22 protein-coding genes, 5 pseudogenes and 1 CRISPR repeat array are annotated in these 26,492 nt (G+C 68.0%); of the genes and pseudogenes, 18 read left to right on the plus strand and 9 right to left on the minus strand.

Annotated elements, in window-relative coordinates; all coding sequences use genetic code 11:
* Positions 1–171 (plus strand): annotated as a pseudogene (locus tag ACFY4A_RS40100) (transposase); the annotation flags it as partial.
* Positions 172–573: 402 nt separating this feature from the next.
* Here the strand turns inward: ACFY4A_RS40100 and ACFY4A_RS40105 are convergent.
* Entirely contained in the window at positions 574–1,467 is an 894-nt protein-coding gene (locus tag ACFY4A_RS40105; RefSeq protein WP_390834254.1) for an NADP-dependent oxidoreductase, read from the minus strand.
* Positions 1,468–1,536: 69 nt separating this feature from the next.
* Here ACFY4A_RS40105 and ACFY4A_RS40110 point away from each other — a divergent pair, with 69 nt between their 5' ends.
* The 7 genes and pseudogenes from ACFY4A_RS40110 (at position 1,537) to ACFY4A_RS40140 (ending at position 12,475) form a co-directional block, all read left to right on the plus strand.
* Positions 1,537–2,142, plus strand: a complete 606-nt coding sequence (locus tag ACFY4A_RS40110) for a TetR/AcrR family transcriptional regulator (protein ID WP_390834255.1) — start codon at positions 1,537–1,539, stop codon at positions 2,140–2,142.
* Between the two features lie 591 nt (positions 2,143–2,733).
* The gene (locus ACFY4A_RS40115; RefSeq protein WP_390834256.1) at positions 2,734–3,528 is read left to right on the plus strand and encodes an alpha/beta fold hydrolase; all 795 of its coding nucleotides are present in this window, start codon (positions 2,734–2,736) and stop codon (positions 3,526–3,528) included.
* A 44-nt stretch (positions 3,529–3,572) separates the two neighbouring features.
* Positions 3,573–4,814 (plus strand): cytochrome P450, encoded by a 1,242-nt coding sequence (locus tag ACFY4A_RS40120; RefSeq protein WP_390834257.1) that lies wholly within the window; start codon positions 3,573–3,575, stop codon positions 4,812–4,814.
* A gap of 41 nt (positions 4,815–4,855) precedes the next feature.
* Positions 4,856–5,176 (plus strand): annotated as a pseudogene (locus tag ACFY4A_RS40125) (electron transfer flavoprotein subunit beta/FixA family protein); the annotation flags it as partial.
* A 211-nt stretch (positions 5,177–5,387) separates the two neighbouring features.
* A CRISPR array of direct repeats spans positions 5,388–5,659; the repeat unit is 29 nt; unit sequence GGGATCATCCCCGCGGGTGCGGGGAGCAG.
* 349 nt (positions 5,660–6,008) lie between these two features.
* Positions 6,009–7,711: pseudogene (locus ACFY4A_RS40130) on the plus strand (CRISPR-associated endonuclease Cas3''); the annotation flags it as partial.
* A gap of 424 nt (positions 7,712–8,135) precedes the next feature.
* A complete protein-coding gene (locus ACFY4A_RS40135) occupies positions 8,136–10,856 on the plus strand; it encodes a hypothetical protein (RefSeq protein WP_390834258.1) in 2,721 nt (906 codons plus the stop codon).
* Between the two features lie 59 nt (positions 10,857–10,915).
* A complete protein-coding gene (locus tag ACFY4A_RS40140; RefSeq protein ID WP_390834259.1) occupies positions 10,916–12,475 on the plus strand; it encodes a hypothetical protein in 1,560 nt (519 codons plus the stop codon).
* Between the two features lie 34 nt (positions 12,476–12,509).
* Here the strand turns inward: ACFY4A_RS40140 and ACFY4A_RS40145 are convergent, their stop codons facing one another.
* The 4 genes and pseudogenes from ACFY4A_RS40145 to ACFY4A_RS40160 all read right to left on the minus strand — a co-directional run bounded on the left by ACFY4A_RS40145 (position 12,510) and on the right by ACFY4A_RS40160 (position 15,247).
* On the minus strand, positions 12,510–12,749 hold the full coding sequence (locus tag ACFY4A_RS40145) for a transposase (RefSeq protein ID WP_390834260.1): 240 nt from the start codon (positions 12,747–12,749) through the stop codon (positions 12,510–12,512).
* 82 nt (positions 12,750–12,831) lie between these two features.
* Positions 12,832–13,095, minus strand: a pseudogene (locus tag ACFY4A_RS40150) (IS1182 family transposase); the annotation flags it as partial.
* Positions 13,096–13,159: 64 nt separating this feature from the next.
* Positions 13,160–13,960 (minus strand): alpha/beta fold hydrolase, encoded by an 801-nt coding sequence (locus ACFY4A_RS40155; RefSeq protein WP_390834261.1) that lies wholly within the window; start codon positions 13,958–13,960, stop codon positions 13,160–13,162.
* A 30-nt stretch (positions 13,961–13,990) separates the two neighbouring features.
* Positions 13,991–15,247, minus strand: coding sequence for an IS256 family transposase (locus tag ACFY4A_RS40160; RefSeq protein WP_390834262.1), 1,257 nt, complete (start codon positions 15,245–15,247; stop codon positions 13,991–13,993).
* Positions 15,248–15,461: 214 nt separating this feature from the next.
* Here ACFY4A_RS40160 and ACFY4A_RS40165 point away from each other — a divergent pair, with 214 nt between their 5' ends.
* The 3 genes from ACFY4A_RS40165 to ACFY4A_RS40175 all read left to right on the plus strand — a co-directional run bounded on the left by ACFY4A_RS40165 (position 15,462) and on the right by ACFY4A_RS40175 (position 17,967).
* Positions 15,462–16,142 carry a DUF5753 domain-containing protein gene (locus ACFY4A_RS40165; RefSeq protein ID WP_390834263.1) on the plus strand — a complete coding sequence of 227 codons (681 nt, stop codon included), beginning with the start codon at positions 15,462–15,464 and terminating at the stop codon, positions 16,140–16,142.
* A gap of 12 nt (positions 16,143–16,154) precedes the next feature.
* On the plus strand, positions 16,155–16,391 hold the full coding sequence (locus ACFY4A_RS40170) for a DUF397 domain-containing protein (RefSeq protein ID WP_390834264.1): 237 nt from the start codon (positions 16,155–16,157) through the stop codon (positions 16,389–16,391).
* A gap of 187 nt (positions 16,392–16,578) precedes the next feature.
* Positions 16,579–17,967 (plus strand): IS1380 family transposase, encoded by a 1,389-nt coding sequence (locus ACFY4A_RS40175; protein WP_390834265.1) that lies wholly within the window; start codon positions 16,579–16,581, stop codon positions 17,965–17,967.
* Positions 17,968–18,132: 165 nt separating this feature from the next.
* Here ACFY4A_RS40175 and ACFY4A_RS40180 read toward each other — a convergent pair whose 3' ends face one another.
* Positions 18,133–18,666 (minus strand): GNAT family N-acetyltransferase, encoded by a 534-nt coding sequence (locus ACFY4A_RS40180; protein WP_390834275.1) that lies wholly within the window; start codon positions 18,664–18,666, stop codon positions 18,133–18,135.
* A 349-nt stretch (positions 18,667–19,015) separates the two neighbouring features.
* Here ACFY4A_RS40180 and ACFY4A_RS40185 point away from each other — a divergent pair.
* Positions 19,016–19,280, plus strand: a pseudogene (locus ACFY4A_RS40185) (alpha/beta hydrolase); the annotation flags it as partial.
* 171 nt (positions 19,281–19,451) lie between these two features.
* Here the strand turns inward: ACFY4A_RS40185 and ACFY4A_RS40190 are convergent.
* A complete protein-coding gene (locus ACFY4A_RS40190) occupies positions 19,452–19,862 on the minus strand; it encodes a RidA family protein (RefSeq protein ID WP_390834266.1) in 411 nt (136 codons plus the stop codon).
* 77 nt (positions 19,863–19,939) lie between these two features.
* On the opposite strand from ACFY4A_RS40190, the gene ACFY4A_RS40195 reads away from it, so the two are divergent.
* The gene (locus tag ACFY4A_RS40195) at positions 19,940–20,314 is read left to right on the plus strand and encodes a winged helix-turn-helix transcriptional regulator (protein WP_390834267.1); all 375 of its coding nucleotides are present in this window, start codon (positions 19,940–19,942) and stop codon (positions 20,312–20,314) included.
* Between the two features lie 121 nt (positions 20,315–20,435).
* Here the strand turns inward: ACFY4A_RS40195 and ACFY4A_RS40200 are convergent, their stop codons facing one another.
* Positions 20,436–20,927 carry an FBP domain-containing protein gene (locus ACFY4A_RS40200; RefSeq protein WP_390834269.1) on the minus strand — a complete coding sequence of 164 codons (492 nt, stop codon included), beginning with the start codon at positions 20,925–20,927 and terminating at the stop codon, positions 20,436–20,438.
* Between the two features lie 71 nt (positions 20,928–20,998).
* Between ACFY4A_RS40200 and ACFY4A_RS40205 the strand changes: the two genes are divergently transcribed.
* The 3 genes from ACFY4A_RS40205 (at position 20,999) to ACFY4A_RS40215 (ending at position 23,295) form a co-directional block, all read left to right on the plus strand.
* Complete coding sequence (locus ACFY4A_RS40205) at positions 20,999–21,568, plus strand: TetR/AcrR family transcriptional regulator (protein ID WP_390834270.1); 570 nt, start codon at positions 20,999–21,001, stop codon at positions 21,566–21,568.
* A 93-nt stretch (positions 21,569–21,661) separates the two neighbouring features.
* Positions 21,662–22,909 carry a GDSL-type esterase/lipase family protein gene (locus tag ACFY4A_RS40210; protein ID WP_390834271.1) on the plus strand — a complete coding sequence of 416 codons (1,248 nt, stop codon included), beginning with the start codon at positions 21,662–21,664 and terminating at the stop codon, positions 22,907–22,909.
* Complete coding sequence (locus ACFY4A_RS40215) at positions 22,906–23,295, plus strand: hypothetical protein (protein WP_390834272.1); 390 nt, start codon at positions 22,906–22,908, stop codon at positions 23,293–23,295. The genes ACFY4A_RS40210 and ACFY4A_RS40215 overlap by 4 nt, the downstream gene beginning before the upstream one ends.
* A gap of 88 nt (positions 23,296–23,383) precedes the next feature.
* Here the strand turns inward: ACFY4A_RS40215 and ACFY4A_RS40220 are convergent, their stop codons facing one another.
* On the minus strand, positions 23,384–24,013 hold the full coding sequence (locus ACFY4A_RS40220; RefSeq protein ID WP_390834273.1) for a replication-relaxation family protein: 630 nt from the start codon (positions 24,011–24,013) through the stop codon (positions 23,384–23,386).
* Positions 24,014–24,905: 892 nt separating this feature from the next.
* Here ACFY4A_RS40220 and ACFY4A_RS40225 point away from each other — a divergent pair.
* Together ACFY4A_RS40225 and ACFY4A_RS40230 are read left to right on the plus strand one after the other, a co-directional pair.
* On the plus strand, positions 24,906–25,439 hold the full coding sequence (locus ACFY4A_RS40225) for an RNA polymerase sigma factor (RefSeq protein WP_390834276.1): 534 nt from the start codon (positions 24,906–24,908) through the stop codon (positions 25,437–25,439).
* A gap of 1 nt (position 25,440) precedes the next feature.
* On the plus strand, positions 25,441–26,178 hold the full coding sequence (locus tag ACFY4A_RS40230) for a hypothetical protein (RefSeq protein WP_390834274.1): 738 nt from the start codon (positions 25,441–25,443) through the stop codon (positions 26,176–26,178).
* Positions 26,179–26,492 lie beyond the last annotated feature (314 nt).

Here is a 26,492-nt window from a genome sequence, read left to right on the forward strand (position 1 = left end):
TACGGACGCGGCGACCGCAGCTCGGACCAACTGGTGCCCGGCTGGCCCTACTCCTTCGTCGCCGCCCTGGAAACCGGCCGCACCTCCTGGGTCGCGCTCCTGGACGCGGTCCGCCTGGGACCGGCCGACGACGCGACCACCGTCACTGCTGCCCAACTCCGCGATGTCGTCGATCGGTCGCACTCCGCATCCGACATGTCCGAGGGATACCGCGGCTCGCGGTCCGGATGGTCACCCGCATTCCCGAACCGGTGAGCGAGGCAATCACACGACCGGGCAACCGAGTTGGACTCCACAAGCACGGAACCGCAAGACTGCGACACGGGGCCTCCCGGCCAGTCGTTCGGACTTCGACAATCCCGAGCTGGGCAGGAGGCCCCGCCTTCATGCATGCCGGAGCCGAAGATCACGCGACCGAGTCACCACACTCGATGTGACGTTGACCGGTAGTTGACCCTTCCGATCGGTTGTTGGCCCCGCTGCGACTTGGGCCCGCTGTCTCTGCGATCAAGTAGCGGGCTCCAGGCCGGCGTCGTCCTCAATTTCTGCTTGAGGACGACGCGCAGCTGGTTTTCAGATAACCAGGACCCGTCGCCCGCGTGTGTGACCGGCCTGGCTGTCGATGTGCGCCGCCGCGGCCTCGGCAAGCGTGTACGACTTCTCGACCGGGATGTGGAGCTTTCCCCGCGAGATGAGGTCGACGGCTTCGGCGAGCGCTTCTGGCATGCTCCCGGCGACGCCGGAGAATCGGACACCGAGCTCCGGCGCACCGAGATCGGCGATGGAGACCACCTTCTGCGGGTCCCCGGTTAGTTCGACGAGCTCGCGGATCACGCCCGAGCCGGCCAGGTCGAGGGCTGTGTCGACATGGCCGAGCTGCCGCACCCGCTCGACCCACCCTTCGCCGTATGTCGTGGCGAGGGCGCCCAGGCTGCGCAGATAGCCCTGGTTGGCCGCCCCAGCGGTCCCGATCACCGTGATGCCGCGGTCGCGGGCGATCTGCAGCACCGCTGATCCGACTCCCCCGGACGCGCCGCTGACCAGCAGCGTCTGCCCGGAGCGCACACCGACCTCGCGGATGATGCGCAGCGCGGTCTCCACCACGGAGGGGTAGCCGGCCGCCTCTTCGAACGTCAGGCCCTCGGGCATACGGGCCCAGGCCGACAGCACGGCGAACTCGGCATACGTGCTTGCGCCTTCGCCGAACACGCGGTCGCCGACCTCGACCCCTTCGACGCCTTCACCGACCTCGTCCACCACCCCGGCGGCGTCCAGCCCGACTCCGGCGGGCAACTCGATCGGATGGGCCCCCAGGACCTGGCCTTCACGGAGCCTCCAGTCGACGGGGTTCACACCTGCCGCCCGTACGGCGATGCGGATCTGGCCGGGGCCCGCATGAGGATCCTCGGCATCTATGAGTTGCAGCACGTCCGGACCGCCGAACTCGGCGAAGCTCACCTTCTTCATGCCGCAACCGTAGCACTAACGGTTATAGTTTTGAACCTGTTATGGATTTGCATCTGATAGCGTGAGGTCATGACCGTGCCGACCGGACGCCGTGAGCGCAAGAAGGCCGCGACCCGCCAGAAGATCGCCGACGCCGCCCTGCGGCTCTTCCTGGAGCACGGGTACGACGCGGTGGGCATCCGTGACGTGGCCGCCGAGGCCGACGTGGCCGTCACCACGCTCTTCTCCCACTTCGCCTCGAAAGAGGCCCTGGTCTTCGAACAGGACGAAGACTTCGAGCAGCGCCTCACGCGGGCGGTCACCGACCGGGCGCAGCACGAGCCGCTCATCCCCGCGCTGCGCCGCGAGATCCAGTCCCTGGTGCGACACTGCACAGCGGACAGCGCCGCCCCGATCTGGCGCATGATCGACGCATCACCCGCCCTGCGGAAGTACGAAGAGTCGATGAGACTGCGCCACGCGGAGTCGCTGGCAACGGCCATCGCCGCCGATCCCGACCTGTCAGTGACCCCAACGGCCTGCCGGGCGATCGCGAGGTTCGTGATCGACGCCTATTCGCTGGCCCGTGAGGCGGCCGATCCGCAGGCCGCGGTGGGCGAGATCTTTCAGATGATCGAGGCGGCCTGGGCCGTCACCTGTCCCTCCGGAGACTCCACCGGCACGGCCAGACCGTAGTCAGGACTCAACCCTGTTCCGCGCCGTTTCGTCCGAACGCCAGCCACAGAGCAGATCAGTGGGCGCGCCGGCCTTGAGCGTTCTGACCGGTAACCGTGGCCGCATGGCCTTGTCGGCAGTCGGGCTGTGGCCGGCCCCCATAGCAGGACCAGCCGATGCCCTTCGGGGCCACCTGTCGTCCGCCATCGGGGCCAACACCCCTTCTACGCAAGCTGCTGACCACCGGCTACTGAACGTTGCGAGACCATCTATCGGTCTTCGTCACACTCGAACCGGCGTCCAACAAGATCGGTACGACAACAGCTTCTCACCACCGACGACGTCGCCGCGCTGACCGGAGTCAACCTGCCCCACGGCCACGTGACAGCCATCCTCGAGCGGGCCGGCCTGCTCACCTGCGACCGCCCCCCACCGACGTCACCGGCACCACCACGCCCGTCAACACCGACGACACCACCGCGCCTGTCAACGAGGCTGCCGGAGGTTGCCGTACTTGCGCGAGCCTTGCGCGGGCTGCGAGTTACCGCCACAGTGGTCGGAGTTGGGCCGGTTTGAACCGACCGGCTTCTCGATTCGGTGACCGGAGTCAGCGTGACCGCATTTCCTGTTCTGCCCCATGAACTGCACGGCGATGGCCCGCACAAAGTGATCGCGGTACACGGCTGGTTCGCCGACCGCTCCGCCTACGATCCGGTGCTGCCGAATCTTGACCTGGCCTCGTTCCAGTACGCGGTAGTGGACCTGCGGGGGTACGGAGAGGCCAGGGACGTGAAGGGCGCGTACACCACGGCCGAGGGAGCCGCCGACGTGATCACGCTGGCCGATCGGCTGGGCTGGGATCGGTTCTCGCTGGTCGGCCACTCGATGGGCGGTTGCATCGCTCAGCGGACGGTGGCCGTCGCGCCTGGGCGGGTGCGCAGGATCGTCGGTGTGTCGCCAGTACCCGCATCCGGCCTGCCCCTGCCGCCGGATCAGTGGGAACTTTTCTCCGCTGCGGCAGACAACCCGGAGAACCGCCGGATCATCATCGACATCACCACGGGAGGCCGACGCCCTTCGGCCTGGCTGGACCGCATGGTGCGTCGTTCGCTCGAACGCAGCGATGTGAAGGCGTTCCGGGCCTGGCTGGACTCCTGGGCGGGCGAGGACTTCCATGGCCAGATCGACGGTTCGCCCGTGCCGGCCCTGGCTGTCGTGGGTGCCCTGGACCCGGCGCTGACGGCCGAGGTACAGCGTGCCACCTGGACGCGATGGTTTCCGCGGGCCGAACTGGTGGAGCTGCCCTCGTGCGGTCACTACGCGATGGACGAGGCACCTCTCGACCTGATCCGGCTGATGGAAGACTTCCTACGGGCCGACGGGCAGAGCGACCGGGCGGGCGCGTGAGCGGGCAACACCCCGAAGCGCCGGGACGGGAGGAGGTACCAGATGTGTTCGACCCCAGGCAGTACGCGCAGGGCATTCCTCACGACCGCTACCGCGCGCTACGCGATCACCATCCCGTGGCGTGGCAGGAGGAGCCGGAGGTGCTCGGCTGGCCGGCCGGCACTGGCTTCTGGGCCGTCACCCGGCACCACGACGCTGTTCGCGTCCTGAGGGCCTCCTCGACCTACTCCTCGTACCTGGGGGCCACCCAGATTCGTGACCCGGACCCCGACGACCTGCCGTTCATCCGCCGCATGATGCTCAACCAGGACCCACCGCACCACCGGCGACTGCGGGTCCTGGTCAGCCGTTCCTTCACCCCGAAGCGCCTGGATCGCTTCACCGCGGTCGTCCGCGAGCGCGCCCGCTCCCTGCTCACCCGGGCGATCGCCAGGGCACAGACCACCGACGGCATCTGTGACCTCGTCGCCCAGGTCACCGACGACTACGCCCTGCTCAATCTCACCGACCTGCTGGGCGTGCCGGACAGCGACCGAAGCCTCCTCCTGCACTGGACCCAGCGCGTCATCGGCTACCAGGACCCCGACGAGGCCGGGACACCAAGACTCGGGGCGGACGCCAAGCCCATCAACCCGAGATCCCCGGCGGCGCTGAGGGACATGTTCGACTATGCGCTCTCACTGGCGGCACACAAGCGGCAACACCCCGACGACGATGTGATGACAGCCCTCGCCATGGACCCGGAACTGACCGAGCCGGAACTGGAGATGTTCTTCTTCCTTCTGGTGGTGGCCGGGAACGACACGGTGCGCAGCGCAGCTCCCGGTGGCCTGCACCTCCTGGCCCAACACCCCGACGCATACCGCCGCCTGCGCGCCGACGAGGCCAGGCTCACCACCGCCGTGGAAGAACTGCTGCGCCGCCATCCACCGGTCCTGACCTTCCGCCGCACCGCCACCCAGGACACGGAACTGGCCGGCACGCGTATCCGCACCGGCGACAAGGTCGTCGTCTTCCACGCCTCGGCCAACCACGACGAACGCGTATTCCACGACCCGTACGCCCTCAACCTCTCCCGCTCCCCGAACCCCCACATCTCCTTCGGTGACGGCCCCCACGTCTGCCTGGGCGCACACTTCGCCCGCCTCCAGCTACGAGCCCTGTACGACGAGGCCCGCAGCGCCCTGCCCGACCCACTCCGCCTCGCGTCCCCACCACGCCGCCTGGTGTCGAACTTCATCAACGGCCTGAAAACCCTGCCCGTGCGGGTGGCCGGCTCCTCGTAGACCGTCGTCGCTACGGCATGACGCGGAAGGAACGGAGCACGGTGGTTCCGGCGCTGCTGGCCGAGCGCCTCGGCGTCCCGCAGGTCACCCTGCTCTCAGAGGTCTCGGTCGAGGACGGCACGGTCAAGGGCAACGGGGATGGCGACGTTGCCTCCGAGCAGCTTCAGGCGTTGCTGCCGGCGGTGGTGTCGGTGACCGACCAGTCCGGTGAGGCCCGCTACCCGTCGTTCAAGGGCATCATGGCGTCGAAGAAGAAGCCGGCTGCGTCGTGGGATCTGTGGGACCTGGACATCGAGTCGGACGAGGTCGGTCTGGCCAACGCGTACACGGTGGTGGAGTGGGCGGCCGAGCGCCCGGCCCGCGGGTTCTACGGCGGCGAACGGCACACTCGGATGGTGTGGGAGCACGACGCCGACCAGACGTAGGCGGGTCGGCGTGGAGGTGGCCGGCCGCCTGGTTGGCGTCGCACTTGGCCAGGCGGCGTCGTGCTCACCGACACCGAACACGGCGGCCTCGGCCTTGTCCCGCGCCTTGTCCAGCCGCAATCCTCGGTAGTCCGGAGCCTGGGGCGGCGGCTCCGAGGGGGCGCGGTCGGGGAGCAGAACCGAGCGCGCGGCAGGTGCACGGGCTTGCGGATCATCCCCGCGGGTGCGGGGAGCAGCTCACCCTGTACTGGCCGGTGTTCGAGTGCTGGGGATCATCCCCGCGGGTGCGGGGAGCAGCGCTCCTTCGCATGGGCGGGGCACAGGTCGCGGGGATCATCCCCGCGGGTGCGGGGAGCAGATCTTCCCGGTCTTGGTCATGCGGGTGAGGGTGGGATCATCCCCGCGGGTGCGGGGAGCAGACTGCGTGGCCTGCGGATTTATGGCGCAGGTGCCGTGGTTTCCATGAGTTTCAGAGAGTCCGGCAAAAGGCGCATATTGCCCCTTCGGGTTCCTGTCGCCATAGTCGGCCGAAGGTCCAGCTCTAGGCTCGCCTAATGTGTCGGTGGCTGCGGCTTGGTCTGAACTGGCAGCAGATCCTCTCCGTTTTCTTCATATTGACTTCACGTTTCACCTGCATCCTGTATGTATCTGGCATGACAGGCGAGGGGGCGCCCGTATGGGGCTTCACGCCCGGCTGGGCGGGCCGGCGTTGAGCGTATGGGCCAAGCACGAGCGTGATCCTGATGGATGGCTGCCGTTGTGGCGGCATATGGAGGACAGTGCCGCCGTGGCTGGGCGGTTGTGGGACGAGTGGCTGTCGCTGTCCGTGCGGGGGCTGATTGCCGGTGCGCTGCCTGGCGGGGAGGTGGATGCGCGTCGGTTGGTGGTGTGGCTGGCCGGTGTGCATGACATCGGGAAGGCGACGCCGGCTTTCGCCTGCCAGGTGGAGCAGTTGGAGCAGGTCATGCGGGGCCACGGGCTTGAGATGCGTTCGCGGCAGGCGATGGGCGCGGACCGGCGGCTCGCGCCGCACGGGCTGGCCGGGCAGGTGCTGCTGGGGGAGTGGCTTCAGGAGCGGCACGGCTGGACGGTCAAGCAGACCGGGCAGTTCACGGTGGCGGTGGGCGGGCATCACGGGGTGCCGCCCGAGCACGGCCAGATCCAGGCACTCGACCGTCACCCCCATCTGCTGCGCACGCACGGGTCGAGCCGGGCGCTGTGGAAGGGGGTGCAGGAGGAACTGCTGGACGCCTGCGCGGACGAGTTCGGCGTGCGGGAGCACCTGGCGGCCTGGCGGGCGGTGAAACTGCCGCAGCCGGTGCAGGTGCTGCTGTCCGCGCTGGTCATCGTCTCCGACTGGATCGCCAGCAATCCCGACCTCTTTCCCTACTTTCCCGAGGATGTACCCCGCACCGGTGCAGAGCGCATCGCGGCTGCCTGGCGTGGACTGGGCCTGCCGGGCCCGTGGCGTGCCGAGGAGCCGACTGGGGATGTGCAGGAGTTGTTCGCGTCGCGGTTCGATCTCCCGGCGGGGGCGAAGGTCCGGCCGGTGCAGGAAGCGGCTGTCGAACTGGCACGGGGGATGGGCGAGCCGGGGCTGATGGTGATCGAGGCGCCCATGGGGGAGGGGAAGACGGAGGCCGCGCTCGCCGCTGCCGAGGTCCTTGCCGCGCGGTCCGGGGCGGGCGGCGTGTTCTTCGCGTTGCCGACGATGGCCACCGGCAATGCGATGTTCCCCCGCCTGCTGCACTGGCTCGACCGCCTGCCTACTCCGGAGGGGACTTGCTACTCGGTGCTGCTCGCCCACTCCAAGGCGGCTCTCAACGATGACTTCTCCGATCTCATGCGCAACAGCCGGCGGATCGCCGCGGTCGACGTGGACGGATGCGAGGAGCGCGCGTGGCGGCCGTCGAGCCGTAACCGCTGCGCTGCGACCGAACTGGTCGCCCACGCGTGGCTGCGGGGGCGGAAGAAGGCCATGCTGTCGTCGTTCGTCGCGGGCACGGTCGATCAGTTGCTGTTCGCCGGGCTCAAGAGCCGGCACCTGGCGTTGCGTCACCTCGCGATCGCCGGGAAGGTCGTCGTCATCGACGAGGCGCACGCCTACGACACGTACATGAGCGTCTATCTCGACCGGGTGCTGTCGTGGCTGGGCGCGTACCGGGTGCCGGTGGTGGTGCTGTCCGCGACGCTGCCGGCCAGCCAGCGGCGGTCACGCCCGGTGGCGTGCCGGTCATGCCGCGCCCTGCGGCCTCGGCCCGCGGCACGGACGTCGAACTGGAGCGGCTCGACGACGACGTGGACGTCCTCGCCGACCGGCTGGAGACGGAACTCGCCAAAGGCGGCTGCGTCCTCGTCGTGCGCAACACGGTGCGCGGGGTCCTTGAAGCAGCGGCTGTGCTGCGAGAGAGGTTCGGGGACGCGAACGTCACCGTCGTCCACTCTTGTTTCATCGACGTCGACCGTGCCGCCAGCGCCGACAGGAGGCGCTCGACGATCCACCGCTTGGGTAACACCATGAACCCCTTGGCGTCGTCGCTGCGCTTGACGATCGAAACGAACGCGGAGACGAAGGAGAGTCAGCTCTCTGAAACCGCCGTTCTATTGTAGAGAAGTTCGCCTCCGGGTGGTAAACAAGTAGTTGCTGTCGCTTGACCCGGCATTGGCGCTGGACGCCGTCCGACGCAGAACCCCCCTTACGTGTTCTGTCGTGATCGTTTCGTTGCCATCCGAGGAGACGGAATTGCAGGCGAGCAGAGATTTGGGAAGGTTCATTAACACTCTTCCGTAGGCCAGCGAAATATTCGGCGTCTACCAGCCGATGATTGGATGGCGCTCGAAGCGACAGATCAAACGGTTCCAGGGCGGGCTGAGCGCTTCGCCGATCATGGAGCTGATGAAGTTCTACGATCCCGAGGTCGAGGTCGCCTTCAGGGACAACGTCGCGATCCTTGAGCACCTTCTGCCGGCGACACTCAACGTCGGCGAACCGCTGGAGCAGAACGACAGCCTTCTGCTCAAATCGATCGCGCGGGACCTCAAGGGCCTGCCGCGGCCCATGGACAACGAGCAGTGGGTGCCGATCCTGCTCGATAACAGCGTCGAGCAGCGCCTCAACCACGACGTCTTCCCCGAATGGAGCGAGCAGGCGACCGCCGAACTGCATGCGGTCTACAACACCATCAAGCCGCTCCCCGGCGAGACGGAGGCGGAGACCAACGTGCGTCGCGAGCGGGACCTCGCCCGGGTACAGGCGGCGGCGGTGCGGCGGCTCGAGCAGGAATCCATCATCGCCAAGGTAATCTTCGACCTCTTCGACTATCTCGACGTCGATACGCTCGGCCGTATCTTCTACGGCGACAGGGGACCGTTCGAGCCGTTCAGCGCACAGGACTTCCGCGAGCACATGCGCGCGTTGGTGAAGAAGCGCACCAGCGCCTACGAGCACCCGTTCCTGCTCTTCAACCCGAAGAAGGACATCGAGGACGTCAGCCTTTCGCCGCTCGGCATCGTCCACCTCTTCCGCCAATACTTCTTCGAGTTCGACACCTTTCTCGGCACGCCCGTCGGCCACATCTGGCTCAGCCCCGGCGCAAGCCTCGAGCTGATCGAGACGACGAGCCGCCGCACGCTGACTGAGCGCTCCGTCGAGGTCGGCCAGGAGTCGATCGAGAAGCTGGAAACGAGTACCAGCGAAAGGGACGAACTGAGCGAGGCGGTCAAGCAGGACAACCGCGACGACACCAAGCTCGGCATCACCTCGACGGTCAGTCAGTCCTGGGCCACGGGCAGCGCCACGGTGACGGCGAGCCTCAACATGGACAGGACCCAGCAGGTGGCGCGGGAAGACGCCCACAAGCGGATGCGCGAGCAATCGGAGAAACGCTCGACTGAAATCCGGAAGAGCTACAAGACTACGTTCAAGACGGTGACCGAGGTCACCGACACCTCGAGCAGGCGGTATGTGCTCGCCAACAATACGACCGGGCTCATCAACTACGAAATGCGCCGCAAGATGCGTCAGGTCGGCGTGCAAGTGCAGGACGTCGGCACCTATCTCAGCTGGCAGACCTTCGTCGACGAGCCCGGCCGGACACTCGGGCTCGCCAACCTCGTCCACATCGCCAAGCCCGTCGACCTCATGCCGCAACTCAACCAGAAGAAACTCGGCTTCCCCCCGCGACTCATCAAATCCTTCGAGGTGCATGCGGTCTGGGACTATGACGGACGCCAGCGCAACCACCTCGACCTCGGCTACATCCCGCTCGACACCGTGCCGCTGCCGTTCCAAGTCGAGCCGGGCTACGAGATCGAACATCCGGCCGACGGCCGGCTGCCGCTCGGCATCCGCTCCATCAACGGCGAAGATGCTGGCGGCCAGCGCTGGAACTTCATCGGCCAACTGGTCGGGGCGAGCCAGCTCCAGGTCGGCGTCATCGCCGCGCCGGGCGGCCTCAAGGTCAACGAACGCATCGATTATATGCTGGTGGGGGAGCTGGCGCTGGTGCCGACCGCGGCCGAGAAGGCCCGGATCGAGGTGGCCAATGCACAGATCGACGCCGACGCAGCGGCCGCGACGCGCGAGTACGAACGGGCGGGCGAGGCGGCCTTCCACGCTGCGGCCAAGGAGCGTATCGAGCAGGCTTCGCGCATCAAGCCGCGCAAGTTCGAGGACCTAAGGGACGAAGAGCGAACCGTCATCTACCGTGCGCTGATCAAGGAGCTCCTCACCAAGGACTTCTACTACCTGCCTGAGACAGAGGAAAACCAGGAAATCCGCCACGTCTTTTCGGAGCTGCTCAACTCGATCTTCGACATCGACAAGATGCTCTACTTCGTCGCCCCCGAGTGGTGGAAGCCGCGCAACCACGCTTCGCAGTACCTGGGCAAGCCCACGCCGAAGGTGCTGGGCAAAAACCGGGCCGGCGTCCAGGGCGTGCTCGGCAACGAACTCGTCACCAACTGGTCAGACAACCAGGTCCGTCCCGACAACTACTACATCACGAGCGAGTCCGAGCCGGCGCGGCTCGGAAGCTCGCTGGGCTGGGTGCTGCAGCTCGACGGCGACGACCACCGCAACGCTTTCCTCAACGCGCCGTGGGTCAAGGCGGTGATCCCCATTCGCCCGGGCAAGGAGCTTGCAGCGATGAACTGGCTCAAGCAGGTCGAGGTCGAGGGTGCCGACGGGCTTGACAAGAACTATGCCGCGCCTGCCGCCGAGCTCGATCAGATTCGGGCCGAGTTGCTCGCCAACGATCCCCACGATCCAGTGGCCCAGCATCCAACGATCGCGGATGCGCTGCGATGCCTCTGCCTAAGAGTCACGCGCAAGCACAGCGAGTCCGTCGAGGTCGGCAAGTTTCCCGCAGGGCCCGATATCCACGACGACAACAAGGTTTCGGCGACGCCGGTCGAGAAGGTGTTCGAGCACGGCTTCTATCCGCTGCAGGGCGGGTTCCGGCTCGACCCTACGAAGCCAGATTCGAACAATCCGGGCCGTAACTTCCAGGTCTTCGACCAGTGGACTGAAGTGCTGCCGACCGACCAGATCGTCCCCGTGCCCGTCGCCTACGATCCGAAGACGGGCCGCCAAATCGATCCGGCGCCACCCGCATGAGGCGGCGCATGGCCGGGATCGCCGCAGGCGTTCGCCTGCGGCGGCAGCGAGGTTAAGCCATGACGCGATTCGTCGTCCGCGTGCGCGACGTCAACGGGCGGGAATACACGCCGCCCTACTTCGTCGCGCGCTACGCCAGTAATCCAGGCCCCGGCGAGGTGCGCGTGCCAACCCTCGCGCGGCTCGCCCCGGGCGTGCCGATGGACCTTCATCTAGTCGACGACAGCGTGAACCTGACGGTTGGCACTGAGGCGTCGGGATTCTCCGGCGAGACGTTCAACGTGCGCAAGGTGGGGGGCCGATGGCTCGCCGACATGCGGGCGGCCACGATCAGCATGCAGGGCGACACGGTTGCGTTGGACGTGGTCGACGGGACGGTCCGGCTTGCGCCGACGGTTTTCATCCCGCCCGAGCAGAAGGTGAAGGAGAACCCGCGGGCGCTGCTCTGCGAGCCGGGGCAGGGGTGGATCTACTACGGGGCCTGGCTCATCAATCCGACGATCAGTCGACTGCGCAATCCAGTGGTCTTTGACAACGCGACCCCCGCGGGCTATCCGTCGGATGTCACCAAGGTCAACAACGACGGCTCAGGCAGCCTCGTCTTCCTCGAATGGGGGTTCGAAGTGACGCCTGGAGCGCTGCGCGGGCCGCGCTTCCTCGTCGCGGTTTGGGCGCCGCGGGTGGTCCTCGGCACTCCCCCGCAGGTCGTCGTGTTCTATACGCCGCCGACCAAGGTCACGGATTACCCTGCGGACGCCTACCCCTTCCGCGGACGCTACCCCTACTATCCCCGGCCCGACGTCGCGGTCGCTCCGACGATTGCCAAGGACCTCGTCCAGCCCTATGCCTACCTCGCGATCAATTACCTCATCGCCGGGTACAAGATCATCCCGCAGATCCAGGCGGCGGGGCGCAACCCCGTCGTCATCTTTCCGGTCCATCCGAGTGCCAACTGGGGACCGCTCGGCACGCAGCGGGGGCTCAGCCGACTGGTCAAGGAAGTACTGCGCTTCCTATATGGGCGCAAACTCGTCTCGAACCGCGTGGCGCCGACTGCGCGGCTGTCGCTCGATGCGGGGCGAGCCTCGATCTTCCCCAGCGAGGGCCTATTCGACGACGAGCCGATCCCCACGCGCTGGGCGCTCACCGTCTCGGCCTTCAGCAACGGCATCGACCGCGCGCTCGACCTCTGTACCTCACATCCGATCGACGAGACGCTCTACGATCCCGCGATCTTTTCTTCGCCCGAGGCGGCGCTGGTCGAGAGTTGGCGCGAGATCTGGGACATCGACGGAGTTGCCGACGACGGCAAGGGGGCTGAGCGACACCTGCGGAATCTGCAGACGTGGCTCAAGGAGGCGGAGCGGCGCGCCGTTCGGTCCTATCACTCGGGCGAGGGGATGCGGACGGCGCCGCGGGGCCTTGTCGATCCGGCGTTCGTCGAGACGCGGCCGGCGAAGTCTTATAAGGGCGTCCGCATCTCGGAAGGCAGCAGCGCCGATAAGCGCGCGACCTGGGTAGAGTTCTCCGACGCGGCGCTGCAGCCGAGCCCCTACGATGCGCACCACACGGTGCCCGCCATCGCCTTCGGGCACGCCGCGCAGTTTGCGTTGCCCTGAGCTTGACTCTGTCGGGGATCTTGGATGGTCGGGCTCAGGTACCGAGGGTTCGCCAGGACTTCGGCCGCGGGATGTTGTGCTGATCCAGGAAGGTCTGGAAGGCGGTCGGCGGTCTCGGTGAAGAGGCCTCCTCGGTCGCTGACCGGCCGCTGAGGCGTTCGATGTTCACGGCGATGGCTGTGAGTACGTGTTGCAGGTGGGCTTTCGGCTGTCCTCGGTAGCGGCAGTGGCGCATGCCGTGTCCGTGGGCGAACTCGTTGATGGTGCCCTCCACGCCGGAGCGGACCGCGTAGCGGGGCCTTCCAGCCGGGTGTCTGCTGTTCGCTGCGGACGCGGACTTGCAGGTCGCGGAGTTCTCGCGGGGTAAAGCCCACGTTGCGGGCGCCCTCTCGGGAGCTGGTGCACCGGGTGCGGCCCGGACAGGGCTGGCACTGGCCCTTGGTGAATCTCGCCACGATCAACGGGGCGGCGGTGGGCGAGGAGGTCGGGTAAGGGCCGTGCCAGCCCTTGCTGACCTGGCCTCGCGGGCAGGTGACCTGCCGGCGGTCGAAGTCGATGTGGAAGTCGTCGCGGTCGAAGCCCTCGTTCCTGCGGTGCTGGCGGGTGGGAGTAATTGTCAAGACCTGTGGATCGGTGGCTATGTGCGGGGTCTGTCTTTGGTGTCGTTGTGACCGCGTAGGAGTTTCAGGCGAGGTCCTCGAGGAAGTCCGAGAGCGCGGTGTGCAGGATCTCGGGCTGTTCCAGGTGCAGGTCGTGACCGGTGCCGGGGATGCTCACGGCCATGGTGGCGGGTCGCTGCCGGAGCATCTCGTCGGCTTCCTGCGCAGGGATGAAGCTGGATTGGGCCAGGACGACCAGGGTGGGGCACGCGACCTGCCCCCACTCGTGCCGGAAGGAACGCCGGGCGTTCTCCGCCAGCGAGCGGACCATCACGTCCCGGTCGAAGCGGGGCCACCATCCGCCCTCACGTTCCTCCAGCCCGGCCGCCCAGCCCGCGCCGACCGGTCCGCCGCCGAGGAATGCGGCTGCCGCTTCGCGTGAGGGAAACGGTGTCGGCCATGAGTCGAGCCATCCGCCGATGTCCGCAGGGCCGTTCGGGTTTGCACCGCCGGGGCCGGCCTCGACGAGCACGAGCGCGCGGACGAGCCCGGGATGCGCGGCGGCGGTGAGCATGGCCGTGTGCCCACCCAGCGACTGTCCGACCAGGACGGGCCGCTGCAGCGCCAGCTGATCGACAACGGCGATGACGTCGGCGACGTAGGCGGCGCGGGAGACGTCCCGCGGATGGCGCTCGCTGGCGCCGTGCCCGCGCTGGTCGACCGCAACGATCCGATACCGGGAGCTCAAGCGCTTGGCCAGCACGTCCCATTCACCCGCGTGACCGGCCAGGCCGTGCAGCAGCACGATGGGCTGTCCCGGCCCGCCCCAGTCCCGGCAGGCAAGCCGGACGCCGTCTCGCACCACCACGTGTTCAGACCATGCCACGTCAGCCCCCAGGTAATCGGCTGGCCTCGATCATGCCGCAACCGCCTCGGGCCGTTCGACGAGCCGGCCGCGTTCGAAGCGGGCGCCGGCCCGGACGAGGGCGACGAGGTGGGGCGCATTCACCGCCCGCCACCGCTGCTGGGCGGACTCGACCAGCTTGAAGACCATCGCCAGGGCGGCGGTGCGGGAGCCGGCGCCGCGGGTGACCTTGGTCCGCAGCCGGACGGTGGCGAACGTGGACTCGATCGGGTTGGTGGTCCGCAGATGGATCCAGTGCTCGGCCGGGAAGTCGTAGAACGCCAGCAGCTCGGCCTGGTCGTCGGTGATCTTCTTGACGGCCTTGGGGAACTTCGCCCTGTAGAGCTGCACGAACGTTTTGATCGCCGCCTCGGCGTGCTGCTTGTCCTCGGCGCTGTAGATGTCCTGGATGGCCTTCTTCGCTCCCGGCTGCGCGGACTTCGGCAGGGAGTCGAGCACGTTTGCGGTTTTGTGAACCCAGCACCTCTGCTCGCGGGTTTCGGGGAACACCTCGGCCAGCGCCTTCCAAAAGCCCAGGGCACCGTCCCCAACCGCGAGCACCGGGGCACGCATGCCCCGGCGGGCGCAGTCCCGCAGCAGGTCGGCCCACGACTCACCGGACTCGCGGTAGCCGTCCTTGAGCGCGACCAGTTCCTTGGAGCCGTCGGCGCGCACCCCGATGAGCACCAGGACGCAGGCTTTGGTCTCCTCCAGGCGGACGTTGAGGTGGATGCCGTCGGCCCACACGTACACGTAGTCGACCTCCGCGAGGTCGCGGTCCATGAACGCGGCGTGGTCGGCCTGCCACTGCTGGGTCAACCGGGTGACCGTCGCCGGAGAGAGCCCGGCGGAGGAGCCGAGGAACTGCTCGAGGGCGGGCACGAAGTCGCCGGAGGACAGGCCGTGCAGGTAGAGCAGCGGCAGCACCTCGCTAATCTTCGGGGACCTGCGGCACCACGGCGGCAGGATCGCGGAGGAGAACCGCTTGCGCTCGCCGGTGGCCTCGTCGACGCGCTTATCGTTCACCCGCGGCGCCTTCACCTCGACCGCGCCGGCCGCGGTGGTGACCTTCCTGGGCTGGTGGTAGCCGTTGCGGACCACCAGGCGGCGCCCCTTGTCGTCGCGCTCATCGGCCAACTTGGCTATGTAGGCGTTGACTTCGGCCTCCAGCGCGGCGGCCAGCATCCGCCGTGCGCCCTCCCGGACGATCTCATCCAGCAACGAACTGCCGCTTGGCGTGTTGCCGTCCTCGTTGACTACCGTAAGCACGGGCGTGCCTTCCCGACCGACGCGGCAACGTCGGCCTTGCTCGATGACCTATCGATCGATCCATCGGGAAGGCGCCCCCTTCCGTCAGGAGTGATCCACAGGTATTGAGCATTGCTCGGCGCGCGACATCCGGACCAACGTCTCTTCCCTCAGCAAGCTCGAGAACGGAAGGCTGAAGAGGCTCCCGAGCGGCCTCGTCGAAGCTCTGCTCGACTTGTACGAGACCGAGTCCGAGACGCGGCGGTACGTGCTCGGCCTGCTCAGCGTGGACACCACCCCAGCCGGCCGCAGACGCCGACCACCTCTCTGGCGACGCCACGCCGCGCTGCTGGGGCCGATGAAGTTTGAGCCCTACCTCCAGCTGGAGCGCAAGGCGGCCAGGCTCCGCAATCATCAGCAACGTCTCGTGCCAGGACTTCTCCAGACCCGGGGCTACGCCCAACGCACCATCGAGACCATGCGCCCTGAGCTGAGCGCCCCAGACGTCCGCGGCCTGGTCGACGTCCGTATGGACCGCCAGCGGCAGGTCCTCGGCGGAGGCGTCCTGCACGAGTTCCAGGCTCTGCTCGACGAGGAAGTCCTTCGCCGCCAGGTGGGTGATGAAGCGGTACGGCGAGACCAGCTCCAGCACCTTCTTGACCTGACGGAGCAGGGAGAGGTGGCCATCCGCGTACTGCCGGACAGCATCGGCATCCACCCAGGCCTGGCTGGCCCGTTCGTACTGATGGGGTTCGACGACGCAGGCCAGGACGTCGTCTGGTGCGAACTCGCAAGGCGATCCGTCTATTTCGACCAATCCGAGGATGTGGCCTACTACGACGGAGTATTTACGGATCTATGGGAGCGGGCCCTGAGCCCCGCTGACACGCGTGCACTGATCAAGAAGATGATTTAGGAGAGTTGGCAAGTGAGTAACGGCAAGCCCACCCCGGCCGAGCTGGATCTTTCGGACGTCGAGTGGGTGGTGTCCTCGTACAGCGGTGGCGGGGGCGACTGCGTCAGGATCGGCGTGAAGGACGGCTTCGTCCTGGTCGGCGACACGAAGAACCCGGACCGTCCCCCGCATATCTACACCCCGAGCGAAGCCAGCGCGTGGCTGCAGGGGGCCAAGGCCGGCGAGTTCGACTTCCTGCTCGACCTGTGACCCGAACAGGGGACTACTAGTTCACATGGGTCGGCCTTCATTTGACGTGAGGCCGGCCCGTGCTCAGCCTGGATGCACCGATCGGTGACCGAGGGGAAGAGGGGCTGACGTAAAGAGGTGCCTGCTGACCTGGGAAGATGGGAGTTCCTACGCTTCCATCTGCAGCAACCAGCAAGGCACCTCGTAAGTGAGATCCTCCCACAGCTCCACGGCGGTTTTCGCCGCGTTCGACGACGCGAATCTGCTCGCCTACGGCGGGCTGGCTCCGGCGGTCCGGTTGGCCGAGCGGTGCGGTCTGCCGGGCCTGGTCCGCGAGAAGGTCCACTTGGCCGACGCGGGCAATGGTGCCGGTGCGGCCCCGGACGCGAAGACGATGTCACTGGTCGCGGCGATGCTCTCCGGGGCGGACAGCATCGACGACACCGACGTGCTGCGGCACGGTGCGCTGGCCAGGGCATTCACCGGGATGCGCGCGCCCTCCACGCTCGGCTCGTTCCTGCGGGCCTTCACGTGGGGGCACGTGCGGCAACTGGAGTCTGCCGCGAGGGCGTTCACCCGCAATCTGGCCGGGCACTGCAACCTGCTGCCGGGCGCCGACCAGGTCGTCTACCTGGACATCGACTCCAAGGTCAAGCAGGTCTACGGGGCGGGCAAGCAAGGCGCCGAGCACGGATACACCAAGGTTCGCGGGCTGCACTTCCAGATCGTGACCGCCTCCACCCCGCTCGCGGCCCCGGTGATCGTGGCGTCCCGACTGCGCAAGGGCTCAGCCGGCTCGGCCAAGGGCGCCGCCCACCTGATCGCCGAGGCGATCCGCGCGGTGCGGGCCATGGGTGCAACCGGCCTGATCGTCGCGCGCGCGGACTCGGCGTTCTTCTCCCACAAGGTCGTGGCCGCCTGCCGCCGCGCGGGCGCCCGGTTCTCCCTCGCCCTCGCCCAGCGCAAGAAGGTCCGCGGTGCGATCGCGGCCATCCCCGAGGACGCCTGGACGCCGATCAAGTACCCGAAGGCGATCTGGGATGCCGCCGAACAGCGGTGGGTCTCGGATGCGGAGGTCGCCGAGGTCGAGTACACCGCGTTCACCGGCAAAGCGAAGAAGTACCGCACCACCGCCCGGCTGCTGGTCCGCCGCGTCAAGCGGCTGAATGACGCCCATGTCCCCAGCGGGCAAGGCGAGTTGTTCGCCGCCTGGCGCTTCCACGCGGTGTTCACCGACAGCCCGTTCCCGCTCGTCGAAGCAGAGCGGTGCCACCGCGCGCACGCGATCATCGAGCAGGTCTTCGCCGACCTGGAGGACTCGGCGCTGGCCCACCTGCCGTCGGGGAAGTTCACCGCGAACGCGGCCTGGCTCACCCTGGCCACGCTCGCGCACAACCTCACCCGCGCGCTCGGCACCCTCGCCTCGGCGTTCCACGCCAAAGCCCGCCCCGGCACCATCCGCCGCCAACTGGTCGCGGTCCCAACCCGGTTGGCGACACAAGCGCGCACCCTGACCTTCCACCTGTCCGCTCGTTGGCCCTGGCAGGACGCCTTCGAGGCTTTGTGGACAGCCACCGGCTGCCGCCTGCGCACCTGACCTGCTCGCCGCCCTGCCCGCCACGCCCCAGGACCTCGGAGACCCCGCCACCGGGACGGCCACCCGGCGATCACCCACGCCACCGGCAGAAACCTGCACCGGAATCACCCGGAAACGTTCAACAGAATCCACCCGGTGGATCCAGGCTCAGTCGAAGAATTCCGCTTAAATCGACAGCTGCGCCTCGGATACCCCTCGGATTGTCCGGGAAATGATCCGGGCTGCTTCGATGACGTTTGATTTCTCATTGCCCGAGGATGGCGTCCCCTGCTTGTCAGGGTGGACCCGAGCAGAATCGCCTGGGCTTAGCCACCTGGCCACTGCCGGTACACGCTCTGCCTTCCGTTCTAAGGCGTACGACGTTTGCCCTCCGGGGGTCGATACCCTTCTGATGAGCTGGAAATTCTGCTGCTGGTAGTACGCGGCGAGAGCGGGCGAGCTACAGTCCCGCCGCACGCGGCCGATGCCCTCGCGCGCAGCGCGGTCGACGGCCCAGTCGGCGATGAGTGTGCCGAGCTTGCGGTGGCGTTCGGCGGGGTCGGTGACGGTGCCGTTGAGGTAGGCGGTCTCGGCGGCTTCGGCCACGGTCCAGGTCCAGGGCGCGGCTGTCCGGAGGATCGTGGTACGGCCCAGGATCCGGTCGCCGTGTTCGGTGAGGACCCACATCTCGATTGGGTGGCTTGTGCATTTGCCGGCCAGCTCGCGGTGCTGATGGGCGGTGAAGACGGGCGAAGAGGATCAGGAACGTGACAGGTTCGTCTTCGTTCCGGACTCGATCTTCTTTCTGTGCCGAGGAGTTGACCAGGCTCGGTTTATTCCGTGAATCCGCATTCCGGAACGGCGGGGTCAGGTACGAGGCGTTCCGGAATGTGGTGCGCAGGAAGCTGAATTACCGGAGTGGTATTTCCGGGAATGCGCAACGCTGTCAGGCCGCGGTGACCGAGACGGCGAGGGCTCCGATGACCATGTAGGGGCCGAAGGAGACGTGTTTGCGACGGGCACGGCCGACTGCCATCCGCGCCACTTCCAGGAACCGGCCGACCCTCTCGAGCCGCAGGTGCGCATCGGTGACCGGGGGGCCGGCGAACGTCCTCATGGTGCAGAACGAGCGCGACCCTGGTACCCCGCTGGCCGCCGCGCGCCGCCTGCGGGAAGCCTTCGGCTCACGCGCCATGATGATCACGGTCGACCAGGGTGGCCACGGCGTCTACCCATACGGCGAGAATTGGTGTGCGAACGACTCGGTCACCGGCTTCCTGACCACGGGCGAGCGGCCTGCGGGTGACCGTACCTGCGCGGCACAGGCATGCTGACCGCGTCCCCTTCTCCCGCGCCAGCCGCACGGCACCGTGCGGCCGGGCGAAGGGGGCGCCGGACGGACCGAGCCGCCAGGACGGTCGTCCGTCCGGCCCTTTGACGGGCGGACGCCGAAGCCCTCTTCGCGCGGCTGTGCCGGGACGGCCTGGGGCCCCTTTCGAAGGGGGTCAGTCCAGCAGCGCGGTCGCCTCGACCTCGACAAGAACGTCCGGCTCGAAGAGGTACTCGACGCCGATGAGGGAGGCCGGAGGCATGGGAAGCCGGAGGCCGATCTCCTCGGCGACGGCCTCCACGCCGGCCATGAAGTCGCCGATCTTCTCCGGGCTCCACCGGGTCACGTAGAAGGTCAGGCGCAGCACGTCCGCGAACGATGCGCCTGCGCCCTTCAGCCCAACGGCGGTGTTGCGCAGCGCCTGGGTGACCTGCCCGGCCAGATCACCGGGCGCTACTGGGGTCCCGTCGGCCTGGCGCGCGACCTGGCCGCTGACGTGGACGTGCTTGGTTCCGGTGCCCACGGCGACGTGGTGGTACGGGACCGGCTGCAGCATGCCTTCCGGGGTGAAGTGCTGAACAGTCATGGTTTTCTCTCCTCCGAAGTAGGTATCTGTAAGCTACCTAGTAGAAGAAAGACACTTCAACGAGACCAGGTTTCGCCATGGATACCGACGAACTCCGCCTCGATGCCCCCCACCGCGAACTGCTTGACCAGATCCTCGATAAGTGGTCGCTCAGCGTCCTCAACGAGCTCTGCGAACGCCCGTGCCGCTTCAATGAGCTGCGCCGGGCCATCCCCCAGGTCACGCAGAAGTCGCTGACGGCGACGCTGCGGCGCCTCGAACGCAACGGCGTGATCGAGCGCGAGGTCGTCTCCACCCGCCCCGTGGCGGTCCGTTACCGGATCACGCCTCTCGGGAAGACCCTGCGGCACCCCATCGACGTGCTGTTGGTGTGGGCCTCGCAGAACATGCCCGCAATCGAACACGCGCGAGAAGGATTCGACACGCGGGAAGAAGAGGAGGCCGGCTTCTGACCCTTCCCGGGACCGCACGCCCCGGGCCACATGCCGCGACGCCGCGCCCTGCGCTCACACATGAGCGAGGCGGGGCGCGGCGTCGCATCCGGAGCAGGCGCGGGATGCGCGCCTGGGCGCTTCAGGCCGTGACCCTGGCGATGAACGCGGCGAGGTTCGCGGCGGTCCGCTGGATCTTCTCCTCCACGGTTAGCGTCTCGTGGAGCTGCGAGCCCACGCTCACGTCTTTCTTGCCCCGTACGTACAGCGGGCAGGCGAGGTCGCTGCACATGTAAGCACCCACGCTGTTGCCCTGCTGCCCCGCCTTGCCGGCCTTCGCCGCGACCATGAGGGAGACGCCCCCGGTGTGCGTGGTCATACACATCGAGCACATGCTGCGCCGCGTCTGCCAGGAGGAGGCGCCCGCGTTGCGCAGGGTGAGGGCCGTCGGTCGGCCGTCGAGCTCGGTGACGAGGTAGGTCCGGTCGGGCGCCTGCGGGTCCCGCCAACCGAGAAAGTCCAGGTCGTCCCACGGACGCTCGGCCAGGTCGCGGAGGACGTACAGGCGCTTCGCCTCACCCTTGGTGCAGTTCACGAACGCGCCGCGAATCTCATTTTCGGTCAGTGCTTTCATGCATGGCAGGCTAATTTGCCTAAGTTATTTAGGCAAGTTCATACTGTTTGTAGGTTGACGGAAGGAAGGCCATGGCTCGAGTAGGACTGACCCCGGAGCGACTGACACGGGCGGGGGCGGAACTCGCTGACGAGGTCGGCTTCGACCAGGTGACCGTCGCGGCGCTCGCCCGGCGGTTCGACGTGAAGACCGCGAGTCTGTACTCGCACGTGAAGAGCTCGCAGGACCTCAAGACCCGGATCGCCTTGTTCGCCCTGGAGGAACTCGCCGACCGGGCCTCCGACGCCCTCGCCGGCCGGGCCGGCAAGGACGCCCTGACCGCCTTCGCGGACGCCTACCGCGACTATGCGCGGGAGCACCCCGGGCGCTACGACGCCACCCGGCTCAGGCTCGACTCCGAGACCGCGGCAGCCAGCGCCGGTGTCCGCCACGCCCAGATGACACGCGCCCTCCTGCGCGCCTACCACCTGGCGGAACCGGACCAGACACACGCGGTCCGGATGTTGGGAAGCGTCTTCCACGGCTACATCAGCCTGGAACTGGCCGGAGGTTTCAGCCACACCGCCCTCGACTCGCAGGCTTCCTGGCTCTGGATGCTGGACTCCCTCGACGCCCTGCTGCGCCACCACGGCACGCCCTGACCAGTAGGGCCACACCGCCTCGACGCCAATCCGCCACACCGCGCGCCGGCACATCCGGACAACCCGTACACCCCGATCGACAGGCTGGGAACCATGAACACCGAGCACCACTGGACCACCACCCCCATCACCGCGGACATGCTGCGCGGCTTCCTTGGCCTGGAGCCGACAGCGCACGGCCTGCTCCCGCACCGGCTGCCCGCAGCGGCGCGCCGGCAGATCCCCGACGAGCAGCTGGCCCTGGCGGAGGCCCAGCCGTCCGGCGTGCGGCTTGTCTTCCGTACCGAGGCGACCGTCGTCGAACTGGACACGCTGCCCACCAAGCGCGCCTACCAGGGCTTCCCGGCCCCTGCGGACGGCGTCTACGACCTGCTGGTCGACGGTCGCCTCGCAGCCCAGGCCACCGTGCCCGGCGGCAACGTCCGCATGATCACCGACATGACCACCCAGACCTCCGAACTGCACGAGGGACCCGTCGGCACCGCCCGCTTCACCGACCTGCCGGCGCACGACAAGGACATCGAGATCTGGCTCCCGCACAACGAGATCACCGAACTGGTCGCCCTGCGCACCAATGCCCCCGTCGAACCCGCATCCGACCGCGGACACAGGGTGTGGCTGCACCACGGCAGCTCCATCAGCCACGGCTCCAACGCCACCCACCCGACCGCCATCTGGCCGGCCCTGGCCGCAGCCCGGGGCGAAGTGGAGCTGGTCAGCCTGGGCTTCGGTGGCAGCGCGCTGCTCGACCCGTTCACCGCCCGCGCCATGCGGGACACCCCTGCGGACCTGATCAGCCTGAAGATCGGCATCAACATCGTCAACACCGACGCGATGCGCCTGCGCGCCTTCGGCCCCGCCGTCCACGGCTTCCTCGACACCGTCCGTGAGGGCCACCCGACCACACCGCTCCTGGTCGTCTCGCCCGTCCTGTGCCCGGTCCAGGAGGACACCCCCGGCCCCCTCATGCCCGACTTCGCCGACGGCACCCTGAAGTTCAAGGCGACGGGTGACCCGGCCGAACGCGCCGCGGGACGCCTGACGCTCACCGTCATCCGCGAGGAACTCGCCCGGATCGTCGCGGCGCGGGCGGCCGAGGACCCGAACCTGCATTACCTCGACGGCCGCGACCTCTACGGAGAGAAGGACTACGCCGAGTTCCCGCTGCCCGACGAGGTCCACCCCGACGCCGCGGGACACCGCCGCATCGGCGAGAACTTCGCACGGCTCGCATTCGGTGACGGCGGCCCCTTCACCGCCAAGACCGCCACTGCCACACACCGGCTCGACAGTCTCCGGCACCCAGCCGACGGCAGGATCACGGACGCATCGACCGCATGACCCCACGCACGCCGACCGGTCCGCATTTCACCGTACGTCAGCTGCCTGGCGGGGACGTCTCCACGTTCGTCACCAGCCGGTTCCGGGTCTTCGACGGAACTGATGCCGCCTGGCCCTGCCAAGGCGAGGCCATCCTGGATCTCCCTGCCTCAGAAGTCGTACCCCACATCGCCGACGGCATGGTGGAACCGCTCGGGCCCACGCGATGCCGCGGCATCACGGGATCCTGGTCCTGGACCGCCCTTGCTGCCAGCCTTGGCCGTTTCGACGCGAACCTGCACGTCATCGGCCCGCCAGCCCTCCCTGAAGCCTGCGCCACACTGGCCCGCAGTTACGCCGCCGCCACGACCACCGAGCCTTGCTGGCTGGACGCACCCAACAAGTGACGGGCCGGGACGTCACACGTGCCGAATGCATCCCGTGGCGTTTTCCGACACGTGGGAACCGCAACCCGCCCCACCCTCGCACAGGAAGTCACCGCCGCATGAATTCCCGCCGCCGGCGCCTTGCGACAGGCACCGGCACGTAGCAGTGCAGGCGCGCATAGGAGCTGAGTTTCGCGGACAGGCGTTCGGAGCCCATGGTGGCCCGGTCGACCTCCACGAACGCCCGCAGCATCGCGCCCTCGCCGCCCTCACGGCCGCGCCGGTAGAACATGAGGGCGTCGGGGATGACGGCCTCGCCGCCCCCCGATGGGGTTGGTAGACCTCGGGGATCTAGTCCAGTGGCCGGCACAGTTCGCCGCGGCGGCGCGTCCTGGAGGAAGGCGAGTCCGGTCTCGGTGACCGTCAGCGCGTGCCCGACCCGCAACCGCACAGCGGTCCGATCCGACACCGTCTTCGACGGCCGCCGCCCCCGCAACTCCGGCCACTCGCAGGCGACCTGCACGCCGTACTGCGTGGGAAACCACCCCCTTGTCCGTCCGGCCTGCGGCAGGGTGATCCGGTCGGTGAGCCCCTCGGCACGCAGCTTGGCCAGCCGACGCCGGGTCTGCTCGACCTGCACCCCAGGACTGAGAATCAGGTGCATCTGCTCAGTCGTCGCCATCCGGTACTGCGCCAGTACCGCCAACGCCATCCGGTCCCCGCCGCCCGCGTCCGCCATCGCCCGTCCCGCTCCCTCGCACGGTGCGGCACCGCCCTGCACGGCGCCGCGTGTACGAGTCAGACCAGCCGACATTCCCGACCACACCACCGACCAGGAAGACCCGACCACGGTCACGAAGTGACAACACCGCCCTGAACCAGGCCGACATCCCCGCCGATAGCTCCTCCGACAACTGTTCGCGCGTGAACTCACCTTGGGCTGCGTATCCGCAGGTCACCACCCTTTCCGGCCGTAGCCACGAGCCCGACATCCCCCTATGCGCCTCTTGCAGCCGATCCCAGAACAGAAAAAGAGAAGAGGTGGGGCGGCCTGTGGCTGACGGGTCGGCGCGGCGGGGGATCGGACGCCCTGGCGGGCAGCGATCCGTCCACCGGGCGGCCGCGCACCCCCGACTGGGGCACGGTTGCGGCGCTGGCATTCGCGCTGGGGTTGGCCCTAACGCTTTTCGCGCTGGCCAGCGTTGCATCGGCGTTGCTGCCGCAGGAGTCCGGGGACCGGCGGGACGTGTGGCGCGACTGGCTGCGCCACCGGGAGCGCATGGCACGTCTGCGCCACACCGCCAAGGATCAACCCCAACAGTCCGACTGACCGCGCCGCGTGACCAGCATCCGTGCGGAGAACCCACGGCCAACGGAGAGTCGTATGACCTCGATAGATACCGTCACACCTGTCACATCTGATGCACCGTGATCGCCCGGGCAGGGCCTGAGGCGGCGCCCAAGCCCCCGCGAGCCCTCAGCCCTGACCCCGCAGGAGGGATGCCCGGTTGGGGTTGATCTTCCGTACAGTGCAGCCATCTCGGGGTCGAGTACGCGCCCGCATCGAACGTTCCGCACAGCTGCGGCGTCGTAGAGGAAACGCGTGGGAAGAGGCAGGAGGGGAGGGCGTGTTGCTGCGCAGAAGGACGGGCCGCGGCCGGGAGAGGGACCACGGCGCTGGCGATCCGCTGGATGCGGCCCAGGAACGCCGGGTGCGGGCGGTGCTCGCGCTCGGTGGGGTGCCGCAGGCGGACCTGCCGGACGGAGTGCAGCAGGTCCGCCTGCGGCTGCTGGAGCGGGCCGCGAGCGGCCAGGAGGCGCCTCGCGACGTCTCCGCGTGGGCTGCGGTCGTTGCCTCCAACCTCGCCATGGACTGGCACCGCGCCAAGCACCGCCAAGAACGCCTCGGCGAGCGGCTGGCCTCGCTGTGGCAGGGGGAAACCCCCTCGGGTGAGGACACCCGGCTGCTCTCCCTCGCCGTCGCCCAGGGCCTGGACGAGCTGCCCGAGGTCCAGCGCCAGGTCCTCATCCTGCGCTTCTACGCCGACCTGCCCGTCCGGGTGATCGCCCAACAGCTCGGCGTCCCCGAAGGCACGATCAAGAGCCGGCTGCACACCGCCGTCCGCGCCCTGCGCGAACGGCTCCGCTCCAACGAGGTGGTGTGACGTGAGGGACGAACACACGCAGGCCGGCGACCACGACGAGGTGGATCCGCTGCTGGCCGCGATCCTGGACGAACCGATGCCCCGCGCGGCGTACTCTGACGCCGACCGCATGACCGAGTACCGCGCGGCCCGCGCCGACCTCGCCACGCTCCGCCAAGAGCTCACCTTCATCGCCAACGCGCTCACCGCCCAGGAGCCGGCGCAGCCCTCCGGCAGGGGTGCGGCCGGGCACCCGCAGCAGCCGAGGCCGCTCCGGCGGGCGCGTCGCGGCCGGGCCGTCGCGGTGGGCGGCCTTGTGGCGGCCCTTTTCGTCTGCGCAGTGTTCGGGCTGACGTGGCTCCTCACCGTGGGTCAAACCGGGACGAGTTCGACCGGTGGCGCCGCCGATACCAAGGTCACCGCTGGCGGGTACGTGGCCTGCGCCCGGCTGATCGCCGAGGGCACGGTCACTCAGGTCGCCTCCGAGCCCGGCACCACACAGGACCGGATCGAACTTGCCGTCAACCGCCGCTACAAGCCCCGAACGGGCCCCGACCAGATCACCTTCCTGATGGACCACGATGTCTCGCCCCGCCTTCGGTCTGGTGACCACGTCCTCATCGGCATCCCCAGACACGCAAGCAACCCCGACCTCTGGAGCACAGGCGAAAAGCGGATCGCCCACGACCGCGCCTGGATCCTCGCAGGTCTCAAAGAGTCCCGCACGCTCACCTGCGACCAGGACCCCTCCTCCGACTGACTGCCGTCCCCGCACAGCGCTCAGCACGATCCGCACGCAAGACTGGACGCCCGCTGCCGTCAGCGAGCGCCCGCCTCCCAGTCGTGCGTAGGACACGGCGTGGGCTGGCTAGCCAGGAACCTCTGCCGGAGGAATGTCGGCGGCACTACCCGCTCTTTAGAAATCACCGCCCTGCACGCGGCCACCGCAGACCCAACGCTGCCCAACGCCCGCCCCTTTAGAAGCCGTTATCAAAGCGATCTTGCAGCTTGAAGATCGGACGGGAGTGCGGGTCTCGCTCCCGTTTGGATGATCACGGACTGGTCAGCGCATGA

Origin of the sequence: Streptomyces sp. NPDC001292, from assembly GCF_042896465.1 — a bacterium.
Taxonomy (GTDB): domain Bacteria; phylum Actinomycetota; class Actinomycetes; order Streptomycetales; family Streptomycetaceae; genus Streptomyces.